At 70.9% G+C, this 16,576-nt stretch carries 11 protein-coding genes; 7 read left to right on the forward strand and 4 right to left on the reverse strand.

The annotated features are described in order from the left end of the window. Window positions 1–261 precede the first annotated feature (261 nt). Window positions 262–1,527, forward strand: a complete 1,266-nt coding sequence (locus tag ACFWZ2_RS33835) for a CapA family protein (RefSeq protein WP_384552272.1) — start codon at window positions 262–264, stop codon at window positions 1,525–1,527. On the opposite strand, the gene ACFWZ2_RS33840 is transcribed toward ACFWZ2_RS33835, so the two are convergent. After that, window positions 1,514–4,432: a glycoside hydrolase domain-containing protein gene (locus ACFWZ2_RS33840; protein ID WP_384552274.1), complete on the reverse strand. Its 2,919-nt coding sequence runs from the start codon at window positions 4,430–4,432 to the stop codon at window positions 1,514–1,516. The genes ACFWZ2_RS33835 and ACFWZ2_RS33840 overlap by 14 nt on opposite strands. Window positions 4,433–4,529: 97 nt before the next feature. Between ACFWZ2_RS33840 and ACFWZ2_RS33845 the strand changes: the two genes are divergently transcribed. The 4 genes from ACFWZ2_RS33845 to ACFWZ2_RS33860 all read left to right on the forward strand — a co-directional run bounded on the left by ACFWZ2_RS33845 (window position 4,530) and on the right by ACFWZ2_RS33860 (window position 9,434). Then, a complete protein-coding gene (locus ACFWZ2_RS33845) occupies window positions 4,530–5,690 on the forward strand; it encodes an ROK family protein (RefSeq protein WP_384552276.1) in 1,161 nt (386 codons plus the stop codon). A gap of 214 nt (window positions 5,691–5,904) precedes the next feature. After that, window positions 5,905–6,804, forward strand: coding sequence for an ABC transporter permease (locus tag ACFWZ2_RS33850; protein WP_384552278.1), 900 nt, complete (start codon window positions 5,905–5,907; stop codon window positions 6,802–6,804). Next, entirely contained in the window at window positions 6,801–7,736 is a 936-nt protein-coding gene (locus tag ACFWZ2_RS33855) for a carbohydrate ABC transporter permease (protein ID WP_384552280.1), read from the forward strand. The genes ACFWZ2_RS33850 and ACFWZ2_RS33855 overlap by 4 nt, the downstream gene beginning before the upstream one ends. A gap of 57 nt (window positions 7,737–7,793) precedes the next feature. Beyond that, entirely contained in the window at window positions 7,794–9,434 is a 1,641-nt protein-coding gene (locus tag ACFWZ2_RS33860) for a hypothetical protein (RefSeq protein ID WP_384552281.1), read from the forward strand. A gap of 3 nt (window positions 9,435–9,437) precedes the next feature. Here ACFWZ2_RS33860 and ACFWZ2_RS33865 read toward each other — a convergent pair whose 3' ends face one another. Further along, window positions 9,438–10,865, reverse strand: coding sequence for an amino acid permease (locus ACFWZ2_RS33865; protein WP_384552283.1), 1,428 nt, complete (start codon window positions 10,863–10,865; stop codon window positions 9,438–9,440). Between the two features lie 149 nt (window positions 10,866–11,014). After that, on the reverse strand, window positions 11,015–11,476 hold the full coding sequence (locus tag ACFWZ2_RS33870; protein ID WP_384552285.1) for a universal stress protein: 462 nt from the start codon (window positions 11,474–11,476) through the stop codon (window positions 11,015–11,017). Window positions 11,477–11,610: 134 nt separating this feature from the next. Here ACFWZ2_RS33870 and lysX point away from each other — a divergent pair, with 134 nt between their 5' ends. Together lysX and ACFWZ2_RS33880 are read left to right on the forward strand one after the other, a co-directional pair. Beyond that, entirely contained in the window at window positions 11,611–14,898 is a 3,288-nt protein-coding gene (lysX, locus tag ACFWZ2_RS33875; protein WP_384552287.1) for a bifunctional lysylphosphatidylglycerol synthetase/lysine--tRNA ligase LysX, read from the forward strand. A 70-nt stretch (window positions 14,899–14,968) separates the two neighbouring features. Then, window positions 14,969–15,814 (forward strand): polysaccharide deacetylase family protein, encoded by an 846-nt coding sequence (locus ACFWZ2_RS33880; protein ID WP_384552289.1) that lies wholly within the window; start codon window positions 14,969–14,971, stop codon window positions 15,812–15,814. 31 nt (window positions 15,815–15,845) lie between these two features. Here ACFWZ2_RS33880 and ACFWZ2_RS33885 read toward each other — a convergent pair whose 3' ends face one another. After that, window positions 15,846–16,439, reverse strand: a complete 594-nt coding sequence (locus ACFWZ2_RS33885) for a class F sortase (protein ID WP_384552291.1) — start codon at window positions 16,437–16,439, stop codon at window positions 15,846–15,848. Window positions 16,440–16,576: the final 137 nt, after the last annotated feature.

The following is a 16,576-nucleotide window of genomic DNA, read 5'->3' on the forward strand; positions in this document are numbered from 1 at the left end:
GTCACCGGCCATTGGCCCCCCAATCCGGAACACGGATGAGGACAGCCGATTACCCAACGGGGGTGCCGGGCAAGGCGCTTTGCCGAGCCTTGACCCGGCCCACGGTTTCATCGCAGGTCGGCAGGGTCGTGTTCTTCGCGTCACAGGGCCCAACGAGGTGACTCCGTTTCAGGGACTGTGGCGGCATTGGTCCTTGATTCACCGTCAGGTCCGTATGTGGATTCGTTTGCCCCATATACCCCGATCCACGGAGCCCGGCGGATGACGCAGCACGCACGCAATGCACACGAAACACGGACCACCCCCACCCCGAGAAGCACACGAGGAACAAGGAGTACGCGGCGGGCGGCGGCCGCCGCGGCGGCACTCCTCATCGGCGCCACCGCGGCCTGCGCGGCCGAGCCCGACGGCGCACCCGACAGGCCCCCCGCCCCGCAGCATGCCGCGTCCGGCCCCGCACCGGCCCCCTCCGCGGCGGGCGGCGGCACCGCGGGACCCCGCGCGTTCACCCTCGTCGCCTCCGGCGACGTCCTGCCGCACTCCTCGATCATCCGCAAGGCGAACAGCGACGCGGGCGGCGACGGCTACGACTTCGCGCCGATGCTCGCGGGCGCCAAGCCGGTCGTCGCCAAGGCCGATCTGGCGATCTGTCACATGGAGACGGTCTACGGCGCGAACGGCGACTACTCCGGCTACCCCAGCTTCAAGTCCCCGCCCCAGGTCGCCCGCGCCCTCAAGGCCACCGGGTACGACGCCTGCTCCACCGCCTCCAACCACACCCTCGACGACGGTTCGGCGGGTGTGCGCCGCACCCTTGACGCCCTGGACAAGGCGGGCGTCAAGCACGCGGGCTCGGCCCGCTCGGCCGCCGAGGACAAGAAGCCGGCGTGGCTGCGCGCGGGCGGCGCGAAAATCGCCCAACTCGCGTACACCTACGGCACGAACGGCATCCCGCTGCCCAAGGGCAAGCCCTGGTCGGTCGACCTCATCGACCGCGACAAGATCGTCGCGGACGCCCGCGCGGCCCGCAGGGCGGGCGCCGACGTCGTGGTCGTCAGCCTGCACTGGGGCAGCGAGTGGCAGGACGAGCCCGACCGGCAGCAGCTGCGGCTCGGCAAGAAGCTCACCGGCTCCCGCACGGGCGGCCGCCCGGACATCGACCTCATCCTCGGCACGCACGCGCACGTCCCGCAGGCGTACGAGAAGGTCAACGGCACCTGGATCATCTACGGCATGGGCGACCAGATCGCCGGCGACATGATCAACCACGAGGGTGCCCACGACCCGCGCGGCAATCAGGGCTCCATCGGCCGCTTCACCTTCGCACCGCCCGCCAGGCCGGGCGCCCGGTGGGAGGTGCGCAAGGCCGAGTTCATCCCCATGTGGTTCGACACGGACCCCGGCCGCGTCGTCAACCTCAACCGGGCGCTCGACCGCGGCGCCGACGTGGGCGGCATCCGCGACCGCATCCGCCGCGTCGTGCTGAGCAGGGGAGCGGGCAAGAGCGGTCTGGTCATGGGGGAGTAGCCGGTCCGACGTGCAGGAGCCAGCCGCGTCCCGGGGCCACCGGGACCGGCTCGCCCGCCGCGAAGCGCCGCTCCGGCTGGAAGCCCTCGATCGCCGGCGCGTACGCGGCGACCGGCCGCCCGCCCGCCGCGGTCAGGACGACGTCGACCGGTTCCTTCGCCCAGGAGGCGAGCGCCGACGCCGTGCCGCCGGGACCCTCCCACGTCGTCGCGAGGACGTCGTCGCGGCCGGTGCGCACCGGCGGCTCGCCCGCCCACCAGCCGGTCATCTCCGCCTCCGGCAGCCGCAGCAGGTCGAACGCCCGCCACAGCGGCCGCACATCGGTCATCGGCGCCCGCGCCGTCATCCCGAAGACGAGCCCCCGCCACGGATTGCCGCCGCCCTCCAGCATCTCGCCCATGAGCCCGAACGGGATGCCCGAGATCTCCACGAGCCAGTACGCCGGGTCCGCGCCGTCCGCCCCGTCGTAGTCGAAGAGCTCGCCGAGCCAGAGCCGGTCGACGTACGGCAGCAGCTCCGCGTACAGATTGGCGCTGGAGGCGAACCCGTCGGGCTCCCGGTACTGGTTGCAGGAGTGCAGGTCGACCACGGGCGCGGACCCGCCGGTCCCGGCGAGCGCCTTGCGGACCCGCTTCATGGTGGTCCTGTCGTACGCGACGTCGTCGAGGTAGAGCCCGTCGACGCCCACGACGCGGCGCAGCCGCTCGATGCCGCACACATAGGAGTTGTGCCAGCGCGAGTCGCCGGACGTGACGACCGCGACGTCGCCGACGTCGGGCGCCACCCAGCCCGGGACGTGGTCGCCGCCCAGATGCTCCTGGAGCCAGGCGTGCCCGCCGCCGGGACCCGACGAGAAGATCTCGTCGCCGAACGAGGCGAGGACGGGCAACTCCGGGGTGTGCCGGGTGAGTTCGCGCACCGTGTCGTACACCTTCACACGGACGCCGAGCCGGTGCGCCTCGCCCGTGTAGGCACGCAGCGCCTCGGCGGCGAGCAGCGGATCGTTGAGGTACGGGTTGGGCGGTGTGGCGTGGTGCAGATTCACGACGTTCGCGCCGTACTCCGCGACCTCCCGCGGCGACGCGTACGCGTGGAAGTAGCGCTCGGCGAGGTGTCCGCCGGGATCGAGCGGCTTGAACGGGGTGAGCAGCAGTCGGAACTCGAAGCGGCGGCTCTCGCCCGCGCCCAGCCGCAGCGGCCCGCTGAACGCGGTGAGCGCACGCACCCCCGCGGCCGTCCGCAGCCGCACGCCGCCCGCCCCGTCGCCCGCCCAGGAGCGCGGCGTGACCAGGGGCTTCTCCCGGTAGTAGTTGGTGTTCAGCGGCCGTGCGTAGTGCTCGTCGCGCAGCGAGAGCTGGAGTCCGGCCGCCGGGTCGCCGAGCCAGAAGGCGTCCTGGTTGCGGGTGGGCGTGGCCCAGTTCCAGTCGTACGCCGCCGGGCACGCGCGGCCCGTGAGGCCGAGCCCCATCGCGTACCGCGCGACCTCCTCGCGCACCGGCACGTCGAGCCGCACGTCGAGTCCGGTGTCGGCGGTCGCCGTCACGGTGGCGCGCACCACGAGGAAGCCGTCGGCCTCCAACTCGCCCTCCGTGTCCAGGAGTACGTCCTGTCCGGTGGCCCGCGTCGACCAGCGCACCCGGGCCTGGCCCGGCTGGTCGACGGTGAGCGGGCCCTGCGCCAGGGGGCGGCCGACGTCGAGCGTCACCGGTGCGGCGAGCAGATCGCGCTCGGCTCCTTCGACGCGGGTGACGGCCGGGGTGAAGGCGGAGGTGATCCGGTGCGGGAGCCCGTCGGGGCCGAGCTCGACGGCGCGGCCGAGCAGGGTGAACCGGTGCCCGTCGGTCTTCACCGGAGTGAACGGCGGGACCACCTCGTCGTCCTGCGCGAGCGTCGAGTCCAGCCAGCGCAGCCGGGCGAGCCGGCCGGGATCGCCCGCGCCGTGATCGGCGACGACGGCCTCGCGGACGGTGAGCCGCAGCGGAAGCACCCGCTCCGATGTCCCCCGCGCACGGACCGCGATCTCCGCCTCGTACGCTCCGGGCTCCGCACCCTCGGGCACGTCGATGCCGAGCCACAGCGCCGTCACCCCGCCCGCGGCCACCGCGACGCCGCGCTCGAAGGCGTCGCCGCGGGCATCGATGCCACCGGTGCTCAGACAGCGCACGGGAAACGGCAGCCCGCGGACCTCGGCGCGGACGCCGGCGAGGTCGGTGAGGGCGTGCACGCCGACCTGCACCGCGTAGAACTCCCCGCGGTCCGCGCCGCCCGCGAAGGGCGCGCCCGGCTTGGCGAGCGCCCAGCGCGCGGGCAGCCGCGCGTAGCGGCCCAGCGGATGCTTCCTGTCCTCGCCGAAGAGCAGGAACGGCTCGTCCGGGTGGGCCTTGTGGAGCGCCGCCCGCTCGGCCGCCGTCGCCGCGAAGCCCAGCGGGGCGAACGAGTCGAGTGCGCTCGCCGCCTCGTAGCGGAAGGCCTCGGCGCGGGGGAGCGCCGCCCAGGTGGCAGGGTCGTCGAGCCCGCAGCGGTGCACCCAGCCGGGGTCGGCCGTCCTGGTGGGCGGGCGGTAGGCGGCCTGCGGGTAGGAGGGCTTGCCGGTGTGCGCGTACGGCAGGTAGTGCACGGCGTACGCACCGGGCCCCGCCGCGGGCTCGAAGGCGATGCGGCCGCGCTCGTCGGTCACCTCCACGGCCACCGTGTTGTGCACGCGGAGCCCCGAAGGGGCGAGGACGATCACGTCCACGTCTGCCGCGGTGGACTCCTGGCGCCGCCACGGCAGTTCGGCCGCGACGGCGGGGGCCGCGGCCGTGACATCCACCAGCAGGCGATGATTTCCGTAGACGTCCTGATCCCAGATGCCGATGCCGCACTCCAGCTCGGGATGGCCGGGCCGCGGTCCTGTCTCACCCATCTGTGCTCCCCAAGGGCGCTGTTTATTAGGTAAGTTTCTCAATCGCTCCGGGTCACCCTGGGGACGAACCGATCATGCTGTCAAGGGGGAGGGACCCATGAGTGGCGACCCGTTGAGTGGCGATCCGTCACTGCTGCGACGGCTGAACACGGCGGCCGCGCTGCGCGTGCTGCGCGAGCGCGCCGAGATCACCGTGCCGGAACTGGCCTCGCTGATCGGCGTCTCGCGGCCCACCGCCCAGGACCTCACCGCCCAACTCCTGCGCGAGGGACGGCTCGTGGAGCTGTCGCCCGGCAGCGGGAGCGTCGGCAGGCCGGCCCGCAGATTCCGCTTCCGCGCCGAGGCGGGCCATGTGCTCGGCGTGGACATCGGCGCGCACAAGGTCCTGGTGCTCGCCGCCGACCTGCTCGGCCGCACCGTCGCGGCCGAGCGCATCGCCGTCACCCCCGAACTCCCCGCCCGCGAGCGGGTCGACGCGGTGCGCACGGCCATCGCGGGCTGCCTCGCCAAGCCCGGGGCTGCGGCGGTCAGACCGCTCGTCACCGGCGTCGGCACCAGCGGCATGGTGGACACCGAGGGGCGCGTCGCGGTCAGCGACTCGCTGCCCCAGTGGACGGGCCTCGACCTCTCGAGCGAACTCGCCGACGCCGCTCCTGGCCCCGTGGTGGTGGGCAACGACATCCAGCTGGCCACCCTCGCCGAGTGCACCGGCGGCGTCAGCGTCGACGTGCGCGACTGCGTGTACCTGTACGTCGGCAACCGGCTCGGCATCGGCCTGTGGCTGCGCGGCGAACTGCACCGCGGCCACCACTCCGCCGCGGGCGAAATGGTCGCGGGCGACGGCTGGGAGATGTCCTACCAGCGGCTTCTCGACTGGTTCGCCGGACACCAGGGCGCCGAGAAGCCCACCCGGGAGAACGCGGCGCGCGCGGTGGTCAGCGCCGCCGCGGCAGGCGACGGCGGCGCCCGCTACACCCTGCGGGCCTTCGCCGAATGCCTCGCCGACAGTCTCACGCGGCATGTCGCGGTGCTCGATCCACGGGCCGTCGTGCTCGGCGGCGGCATCTCCCGCGCGGGCGCCCTGCTCAGCGAACCCTTCGCGCAGCGCCTCGCCGAACGCTGCCCGTACGCGCCCCAGGTGCGCACTTCCGTGCTCGGCGAGGAATCGACCGCAATCGGGGCAGCCCGCCTCGCACTGGACCACCTGGAACAGATGGAACACACCGACCGCGCCGCGCAGAAAAGTCCAACCCCTTAGGCCTCGCGGGTGGTTGACGGGCGCGGGCGGCCCTTCCATGATGTGGCTCTCTTTCGGCAAGTTGGCTTCTTAATTACGTCCTTCCGAGGTGCGAGTGACATCCCCTGCTACGCGCCGCAGGCCACAGGCCGCGTCGCCCCCCGCGTCCCCATCGAAGTCGACGTCGAAGTCCCGTGCGGGACAACCGGGTCCGAGGCTCCACAAGCGAGCGCCGTTGCGGGTCCGGCTGCGCAACAACTGGGTGATGCTCGCCCTCATGGCGCCCGGCGTGCTGTTCTTCATCGGGTTCTTCTACGTCCCGATGCTGGGCAACGTCATCGCCTTCCAGGACTACCAGCCCTTCATCGGCTTCAAGGACAGCCCCCTGGTCGGACTCGCCAACTTCCAGGAGCTGTTCGCCGATCCGGCGTTCTGGGAGTCGGTGCGCAACACCCTGGCGTTCGCCGCACTGCAGCTGATCTTCTTCTTCCCGGCCCCGCTGGCCCTGGCGCTGCTCATCAACAGCCTGGTCAGCCCGCGCATCAAGAAGTTCGTGCAGAGCATCGTGTATCTGCCGCACTTCATCTCGTGGGTCCTCGTCGTCGCGCTCTTCCAGCAAGTCCTCGGCGGCGCGGGCCTGTTCAGCAACTATCTGCGCGACCACGGCATGTCACCGCTCGACGTGATGAGCGACCCCAGCACCTTCCCGCTCCTGATCACCGGCCAGGTGATCTGGAAGGACATCGGCTGGGGCATGATCATCTATCTGGCGGCGCTCGCCCATGTCGACCAGAGCCTGTACGAGTCGGCGGCCGTCGACGGCGCGGGCCGCTGGCGCCGCATGTGGCACGTCACGCTGCCCGCCGTACGCGGCGTCACGATCATGCTGCTCGTGCTCCGCCTCGGCGATGTGCTCTCCGTCGGCTTCGAGCAGTTCCTGCTCCAGCGCGACGCGGTCGGCGCCCGCGCGGCGGAAGTCCTCGACACGTACATCTACTACCACGGCGTCGTCTACGGCGACTGGGGCGTCGGCGCCGCGGCGGGCCTGGTCAAGGGAGTCATCGGCGCCCTGATGATCTGGGGCGCCAACAAGGTCGCCCACGCCTTCGGAGAGCACGGGGTGTACAGCAAATGAGCAGCTTCGGATTCCCCCTGCGCACCAAGGGCGAGCGGCAGCGGATACGCGAGGAGCGGCCCGCCTGGGAGGAGCCGCCGACGAAGATCGGCTCGGCCGCCAAGGCCGTCGTCATCACGGTCATCTGCGCCGTGATGGTCCTGCCCTTCCTCACGGTCCTCTCCACCAGCCTCGCGTCCCGCAAGGAGATCACCGAGTCCGGCGGCTTCGTCCTCATCCCGTCGGAGCCCACCCTGGAGGCCTACCGCACGATCCTCTCCGGCGGCATCGTCTCCCGCGCGGTGATCGTCAGCGTCCTGATCACGGTGGTCGGCACGGCGCTCTCGCTCCTGACGACGATCGCCCTCGCGTACGCCCTGAGCAAGCGCGGCGTCCCCGGCAGCAAGCCGATCCTCCTGATGGTGCTCTTCACGCTGCTCTTCGCCCCGGGCATGGTGCCGATGTACGTGGTGGTCAAGGAGCTCGGACTCCTGGACTCCTACTGGTCGTTGATCCTGCCGGTGCTCATCAACGCGTTCAACCTGGTCGTCCTGCGGGCCTTCTTCATGAACATCCCCGAGGAGCTCTACCAGGCGGCCCGCATCGACGGCGCGGGGGACTGGCGGATCCTCACCCGCATCGTCCTTCCGCTCTCCAAGGGCGTCGTCGCCGTCGTCGGCCTCTTCTACGCGGTGACGTACTGGAACGCCTTCTTCAACGCGATGCTCTACCTCAACGACTCCGGCAAGTGGCCCATCCAGCTGGTCCTGCGCACCTATGTCGTACAGAACAAGTCCATGACGGCGGACCAGCTCGGCATCGCCCACATGCCGCCGCAGCAGTCCCTCTCGATGGCCGTCGTCATGCTCGCGCTCCTGCCGATCCTGGCGCTCTTCCCCTTCCTGCAGAAGTACTTCACCAAGGGCGTGCTCACCGGCGCCATCAAGGGCTGAACTCCCCGTCCCGCACCTCCCGTTGTTGTCCCCTGCTGCCCTCTTGCGGAGATTCCCATGACCGGCATGTCCCGACGCTCCTTCCTCAGCCTCTCCACCGCCGTCGCCGCGGGCGCGGCCGCCACCTCCCTGACGGGCTGCGGCTCGTCCGCCAAGAAGACCGGCGAGGCGGCGTCGGCGAAGGTGAAGCTCCCTTCGTACGTCCCCTTCACCAAGATCAAGCCCGATCTGCCGCCGAACGCGAAGGGCCTCTCCGCGGGCTTCCTCTCCTACCCCGAGGAGCTGGTGCGCAGCGTCGCGAAGACCCCCGGCGACGGCTCGAAGATCACGATGCTCACGGAGATCTGGACCCAGCCGCCGACCCCCAAGGGCTCCAACGCCTACTGGAGCCAGGTCGACAAGAACCTGGGCGTCGACCTGACCGCGATCCTCGGCACCGACCCCGGCTACGAGGAGAAGTTCTCCGCGACGATCGCGGGCGGCGACCTGCCCGACCTGCTCTGGATCCCGCCCAACCAGGGCATCCAGCACGTCGCCGAACTCCTGGAGGCCAAGTGCGCCGACATCACCGAGTACGTCTCGGGCGACGCGGTGAAGACGTATCCGAACCTCGCCGCGATGACGCCCGCCCACTGGAAGACGGCGGTCGTCAACGGCAAGATCTGGGGCGCGCCCGTGCCCTACCCGGCGTTCGGGCAGGTCTACGCGGGCAATCCGAGGGTCTGGGACAAGGCGGACGGCATCCAGTCGTCCAGCACCGATGAGTTCCTCGCCAAGTGCAAGGAGGTCACCGGAGGCAAGGTCTGGGCCCTCGAACCGATCTACGTCAACGCGGTCAGCGTGCTGTGCCAGTCCTTCGGCGCCCCCAACAAGTGGCGGCAGAACAAGGACGGTTCACTCACCTGGTTCCAGGACACCGACGAGTACACCGAGGCCCTCGACTTCGTCGTGAAGCTGAAGAAGGCCGGTGTCTTCTACCCGGGCAACCCCAAGATGGCCGACGCCTACATCAAGATGGCGCAGGGCGCGATCGGTGCCACCGTGCACGCCAACCCCTACAACGCGCGCAATGAGGTCCGCGTCCAGGACCCCGCACTGGCCGCCGAGATCATGATCCCGTTCGCCGCGGGCGGCACCAGGCCCAACCACCACTACCACTTGGGCACCATCGGCTACACCGCCATCAAGAAGGGCGACGAGAAGCGGGTGCGGATGCTCCTGCGCGTCCTCGACTACCTGGCGGCGCCGTTCGGCAGCAAGGAGCGCGAGTTCCTCGAATACGGCACCGAGGGCGAGGACTTCACGTACGACAAGAACGGCTTCCCCACCCGCACCAAGCAGGGCAAGCAGCAGGTCGAGGGCCTCTACAGCGGACTGCAGACGGCGACGACCTCCCCCTTCGCACTGATCGCCTCCAGCTTCCCCGGCACCGAACGCGCCCAGGATGTCAAGGACGTGTACGCCGCCGAGCAGAAGCTCATCGAGACCGCCGTGCGCAATCCCACGGTCGGCCACTACTCGGACGCGTACACCCAGCACTACGGGCGCATGTCCACCGAGGCGACCGACCTGGTCAACGACATCGTCAGCGGCCGCAAGAAGATCGGCGAGTGGAAGCCGTTCTGGGCCGAGTGGAAGAACAAGGGCCTGGAGCAGATGGCCCGCGAGTTCCAGAAGTCGATCGAGAAGAGCGCCTGACCACTACGGGGCCTGGTCGCGCACCTCCGCCTTCGCCAGCTCCGACTTCCGGTAGGAGTACCCGAAGTACACGACGAGGCCGAGCACGAACCACACGGCGAACCGCACCCAGGTCTGCCACTGCAGGAACGTGATCAGCCAGATGGAGAAGACGACCCCGAGCGCCGGGACCACCGGCATGCCGGGGCAGCGGAAGGTGCGCGGCAGATCGGGCTGCTTGTAGCGCAGCACGATCACCGCGACGCACACCACGACGAACGCCAACAGGATCCCGATGTTGGTGAGTTCGGCCGCCTCGCCGATCGGCAGGAACCCGGCGATGGCGGCCGAAGCGACCCCGACGATCCAGGTCACGCGGGTCGGCACGTGCCGCGTCTCGTGCGTCTTCGCGAACCACTTGGGCAGCAGGCCGTCGCGGCTCATCGAGAACCACACCCGCGTGCAGCCCAGCATGAACGTGAACATCACGGTGAGGATGCCGATGATCGCGCCGACCGCGATGACGTCCGCGAGGCCGCCGAGCCCCACGGACTTGAAGGCCGTGGAGAAGCCGCTCTCCGGGTCGACGTCCTTGTAGTTCTGCATGCCGGTCAGGACCAGGCAGGCCAGGACGTACAGCACCATGGAGATCGCGAGGGAGTAGAGGATCGCCTTCGGCATGTGCCGCTGGGCGTCCTTGGACTCCTCCGCGGCGGTACTCATCGCGTCGTACCCGAACACGGCGAAGAACACGGTCGCCGCACCCGTGAACGCGCCGCCGACCCCGTAAGGGAAGAACGGGTTGTAGTTGCCGGTGTCGATGTGGAAGAAGCCGACCGCGATCACGACGAGCACCACGATCACCTTCAGGACCACCACGATCAGCTCGAAGCGCGCGGCGTTCTTGATGCCGAGGGTGAGCAGATACGCGATGAACAGGCACAGGACCGCGGCGAACAGATCGACCTTGTGCCCGTCGCCGGTGCCCGGCGCGCCCATCATCCAGTGCGGCAGCTCGGCCCCCATCTCCTCGACCAGGAAGCCGAAGTAGCCGGAGATGCCGATCGCGACGACCGCGACGATCGCCGTGTACTCCAGGAGCAGGTCCCAGCCGATGAACCAGCCGGTCAGCTCGCCGAGCACCACATAGCCGTAGGTGTACGCGGATCCTGCCTTCGGGATCATGCCCGCGAACTCGGCGTACGAGAAGGCGGCGGCCGCGCTCGCGACGCCCGCGATCAGGAAGGAGATCAGGACCGCGGGCCCCGCCGTGCCGTTGGCCACGGCGCCGGCGAGGCTGAAGATCCCGGCGCCGATGATGCCGCCCACGCCGATCGCGGTGAGCTGCCACAGGCCGAGCGTGCGGGACAGGCCACCGCCCGACTCGGTCTCTTCGATGTGGTCGATGGGCTTGCGGCGCAGTACGCCCTGCCCCATCCGGAGTCCGGCCACGGGCCTCACCTCTTCGCTGACGGCGGTCGGCTGATGGCGGATCATGATGGCCCAGCCGTGCCCGCGACGGAAGACGCCACACCTCGCGTGCCCGGCGGGGGCGCAGCAGCACTCGACTGCCTCGGGCGGGCAGGCCCGTCGGCGTGCGGCTACGGCACCACGGTGACCGGCCAGCGGCCCGCCTTGACCAGCCGTACGGCGACGGAACCGACGATGCGGTGGCCCGCCTGCTCGGAGGCGCCGACGACCACGGCGTCGGCCTTCAGCTCGTCGGCGGCGGTGACCAGGCCGCTGTAGGGGTCGCCGCGGAACGTGTGGAACTCCCAGCGCACATCGAATATGTCCTTCACCCGCTCGGCCGCGTCGCGGATCTCCGCGATGAGTCCCTCGGCGATCTCCTCGGTCGTCTCGGCGACGGGGGCGCCGAGCGCGGCACCGGCGGCCATCACCGGCTGGATGTACACGACGGCGAGCAGGGCCCGCTGGCGCCGGGCAAGGCCACCGGCATATGCCGCCGCCCGCAGCGACGAATCGGAACCATCGACTCCGACGACGATCACCTTGGGGCCGTCGGTGCCACGTTCAAACTGCTGGGACTGGTCTGCGCTCACGCCGAGAGGTTAACGGAGAGCTTCGTTCCTGTTGACGGCGCCCGCGCACCGGACCACGGCCCGGCACCGTCCCTCAGGCCGGGGCGGGACCGGCTCGGCGCGCGCGACGGCGCAGGTCTTCCTAGAGTCGACCCATGACTGCCCGCACGGAGGAACCCCAGGCCGGAGGCCAGATACGCCCGCGCAGCGGATTCCTGGCCCGCGTCCCGGAGGGATTCGCCGCCTTCTTCGGCACCCTCGGCATCTTCTGCGCGATCCTTTCGGTCATCGCCCCGCTGCGCCGCCTCCTGCTCCCCGTCATCCGGGTCCTCGACCTGGTCACGGTCCCGGTCAGCGCCAACCTCGCGTACGCCGTCTTCCTCTTCCTGCTCGCCGCCGCGACCGCCGCCCGCAAGAAGGTCGCGTGGTGGCTCGTCGTCATCTATCTGGGCCTGCTGCTCGCCTTCGACATCCTGGGCGCGGCCCTCGGCTTCTGGGCCGAGTCGCTGCCCTCCTTCGTCATCTGCGGCGCCGCCTTCGTGCTGCTGCTCCTGGCCCGCAAGGAGTTCTCCGCGGACTCCCGGCGCGGCGCCGTCTGGCGGGCCATCGCGGTCCTCGCCGCGGGCCTCGGCATCGCGATCCTGCTCGGCTGGGGGCTCGTCGAACTCTTCCCCGGCACGCTGCCGCGCGGCGAACGCCTGCTCTGGGCGGCCAACCGCGTCTGCGGCGGCCTGATCCACGGCCGCGACTACTTCGACGGCAGCCCGCCGCGCGGCCTCTACTTCTGGCTCGGCCTCTTCGGCGCGCTCGCCCTCCTGAACGCCGCCGCCACGCTCTTCCGCTCCCAGCGCATGGAAGCGGCCCTGCACGGCGACGAGGAACCCCGCATCCGCGCGCTCCTCGGCGCGTACGGCGAACAGGACTCGCTCGGCTACTTCGCCACCCGGCGCGACAAGGCCGTCGTCTTCTCGCCCAGCGGCAAGGCCGCCGTCACCTACCGCGTCGAGGCCGGCGTCTGCCTGGCCAGCGGCGACCCCGTCGGCGACCGCGAGGCCTGGCCGCACGCGATCGGCGCCTGGCTTGACGTGGCCAGACGGTACGCCTGGCAGCCCGCCGTCATGGGCGCCTCCGAGGACGGCGCCACCGCGTACGCCAGGGCGGGCCTCGGCGCGCTGCAACTCGGCGACGAGGCGATCCTGCACGTCGCGGACTTCGACCTGGACGGCCGCGACATGCGGGTGACCCGCCAGGCCGTGAACCGGGTCCGCCGTTCCGGCGCCACCGCCCGGATCCGCCGCCACTCCACCCTCACCGACGAGGAGATGGAGGAGATCATCGACAAGGCGGACGCCTGGCGGGACACCGAGACCGAACGCGGCTTCTCCATGGCGCTCGACCGGCTCGGCGACCCCGAGGACGGCGACTGCCTGCTCGTCGAGGCGCTCGACGCCGACGGCAAGCTCCTCGCGCTGCTCTCCCTCGTGCCGTGGGGCAAGGACGGCATCTCCCTGGACCTGATGCGCCGCGACCGCAGCGCACCCAACGGCGTCATGGAGTTCATGGTCGCCGAACTGTGCGCCGCCGCACCGAAGTCCGGGGTGCGCCGCATCTCCCTGAACTTCGCCGTCTTCCGCTCGGTCTTCGAGGAGGGCGGCAGGATCGGCGCGGGCCCGGTCCTGCGCCTGTGGCGCAAGCTGCTCCTGTTCTTCTCCAAGTGGTGGCAGCTCGAAGCGCTCTACCGGTCCAACGCCAAGTACCACCCCGAGTGGTACCCGCGCTTCATCTGTTACGGCGACAGCGGCGCCCTCGCCCGCATCAGCCTGGCCTCCGGCATCGCCGAGGGCTTCGTCTCCGTGCCCTCCCTGCGCAAGCTCTGGGGCAAGGGCCACCACAAGCCCAGGGGCGTCACCCAGCCCGCCACCACCGAGGGCCTCCCCTCGATCGCCGCGCTCGGCCTCGCGGGCCAGGGCGACGCCACCGACACCGACCCCACGTCGAACCTCCCGGAACAGATCCGCATCCGCCACCGCAAGCTGGACCGCCTGCGCACCGAGGGCATCGACCCCTACCCGGTGGGCCTGGCCCCGCGCACCCACGAACTGGCCCAGATCGACCGCGGGATGACGGGCCATCAGGTCACCGTCGCGGGCCGCGTGATGCTCGTACGCGACTTCGGCGGCGTCGTCTTCGCCGTCCTGCGCGACTGGTCGGGCGACCTGCAGCTCGCCCTCACCCGCGACACCTCGGGCCCGGACGTCCTCGACCGCTTCACCACCGGCACCGACATCGGCGACCACATCACGGCCACCGGCACCGTCGGCACCAGCGACAAGGGCGAGCTCACCGTCTTCGTCACCGACTGGGAGCTCACCGGCAAGTGCCTGCGCCCGCTGCCCGACAAGCGCCGCGGCCTGACCGACCCCGAGGCCAAGGTCCGCCGCCGCTATCTCGACCTGGTCGCGAGCCCCGGCGCCCGCGATGTCGTACGGGCCCGCTCCACCGCCGTGCAGGCCCTGCGCCAGGGCCTGTTGGACCGCGGCTATCTGGAGGTCGAGACCCCGATGCTCCAGCAGATCCACGGCGGCGCCAACGCCCGCCCCTTCACCACCCACATCAACGCCTACGACCTCGACCTGTATCTGCGCATCGCCCCCGAGCTCTACCTCAAGCGGCTCTGCGTCGGCGGCATGGAGAAGGTCTTCGAGATGGGCCGCACCTTCCGCAACGAAGGCGTCTCCTACAAGCACAACCCCGAGTTCACGATGCTGGAGGCCTACCAGGCCTTCGCCGACTACGACGTGATGCTCGACCTCACCCGCGAACTCATCCAGGGCGCCGCGACCGCGGCCTTCGGCAGGGCCGTGGCGTACAAGGACGGCGTCGAGCACGACATCTCGGGCCCCTGGCCGGTCAAGACCGTGTACGGCGCGATCTCCGAGGCACTCGGCGACGAGGTCGACGCGGACACCCCGCTCACCGCGCTGCACCGGCTCTGCGACCGGGCCGCCGTGCCGTACACGACCGACGACGGCCGCGGCGACGTCGTCCTGGAGATGTACGAGCGGCTCGTCGAGGAGAAGACGAAGCTGCCCACCTTCTACAAGGACTTCCCGACCGACGTCTCCCCGCTCACCCGCCAGCACCGCACCGACCCGCGCCTCGCCGAGCGCTGGGACCTGGTCGCCTTCGGCACCGAACTGGGCACCGCCTACTCGGAGTTGACCGACCCCGTGGAACAGCGCCGCCGACTCACCGCCCAGTCGCTGCTCGCCGCCGGGGGAGACCCGGAGGCCATGGAGCTCGACGAGGACTTCCTCGACGCCCTCGAATACGCGATGCCGCCCACCGGCGGCCTCGGCATCGGCGTCGACCGGCTCGTCATGTTCCTCACCGGCCTGACCATCCGCGAGACCCTGCCGTTCCCGCTCGTCCGCCGCGTCTGATCGGGTGCTTTCGGGGGTCGCCCCGGTGTTGGTGTGCCGCCCCGGCCTTCGGCCATGCGACGCATTAGTCATGAAAGACGATCAGCTGACTCCAGGGCGGCGGGCGTTGCTCCGCGCCGCCGCGGTCCTCGGCATCGCCGCGACCGCGGGCTGCGCGGGCACGGAAGGCCCGGCCGCACCGCACCCCACCACAACCGGCGGGGCGGGCGCCGCGGGACCCCAGGCGGCCCGCGCCCTCAAGCCCTCCGCGTACCGCCTCCAACCCATGGCGGGGCACGGCCCCGCCCGCGCCGCCCGCGCCCTGCCCCGGGTGCGCAAGGCGCCCATCCTGCGCATGCCGGGACGCGGCCGCTCGATGGTCCTCACCTTCGACGACGGACCCGACCCCCGGTACACGCCGCACATCCTGCGCACCCTGCGCCGGCACGACGTACGCGCGATGTTCTTCGTCTGCGGCGAGATGGCCGTCGACAACACGGACCTGCTGCGCGAGATGGCCGACGACGGGCATCTGATCGGCAACCACACCTGGAGCCACCCGCTGCTGCCCCGGCTCGGCAGGGCCGCGATGCGCGAGCAGCTGGAGCGCACCTGCGACGTCATCGAGGACGCCACCGGCGAACCTCCCGGGTGGTTCCGCGCCCCCTACGGCGCCTGGAACCGCAACGCCTTCCAGCTCGGCGCCGAACTCGGCATGGAGCCGCTCGCCTGGACCGTCGACACCCTGGACTGGACCGAGCCGGGCGCGCCGACCATCGTGCGCCGCGTCCGCGCGGGCGCGGGGCCCGGCGTCGTGGTGCTCTCGCACGACGCGGGCGGCGACCGCTCGGGGAGCGTCGACGCGCTGCGCACCTATCTGCCGGAACTGCTGGACTCCGGCTACCGCCTCACGGTGCCGAGCCGCTACGCGATGTGAGCCGGGGCGACGCCCGCCCGGTCGACGCGTGTCAGCGCACGGCGACCAGGCGGGCGAACACCACCACGTTCCCGTCGTACCCGGACTGCTTGGAGAATCCGCCGCCGCAGGTGATGACCCGCAACTCGGGAGTTCCGCCGTTCCCGTACACGCGCTTTCCGGGGAAATTCTCCTTCTCGAAGACTTCAATGCCGTAGATCTGGAAAATCGCGGTCTTCTTGTCCTTGCGGCGCACCTCGACGTGATTTCCCTTCTTCAACGAACCGAGTCCGTAGAAGACGGCGGGCCCCTGCTGATTGTCCACGTGCCCGACCACGACGGCCGTGCCCTTCTCGCCCGGCGAGACGGCGCCGGTGAACCAGCCCGCGAGGTTCGGGTCCTCGGGCGGCGGCGCGTCCACCCAGCCGTCCGCGTCCAGGCCGACGGGCATGATCGGGGCGTCCACCTGGATGCCCTTGATCCGCACGCGCTCGGCGGGCGAGAACGTCAGGGGAGCGGGTGCGCCCCGGCCCGCGTCGGGTGCGGCGTCCGCGGCGGCGGCGGACGCGGGCTGCGGCGGGCCCACGTCGAATTCCCCCGAACCATTGCGGATCAGCGCGAGTCCGGTGAGCAGGACAAGCGCCATGACACCCCAAGGGGCGCGCTTCCTCTGCTTTTCGTCCTCCTGGAAATCCTGGAATTCGAAATCGTCGGCCGGATGGGGCGAAGGCATTCTCTATCCCCTCTCAACGCGGCGTGCGAGCCGCGTCCGTTGCGCGTACG

Source organism: Streptomyces sp. NPDC059002 (assembly GCF_042740435.1).
Lineage (GTDB): Bacteria > Actinomycetota > Actinomycetes > Streptomycetales > Streptomycetaceae > Streptomyces.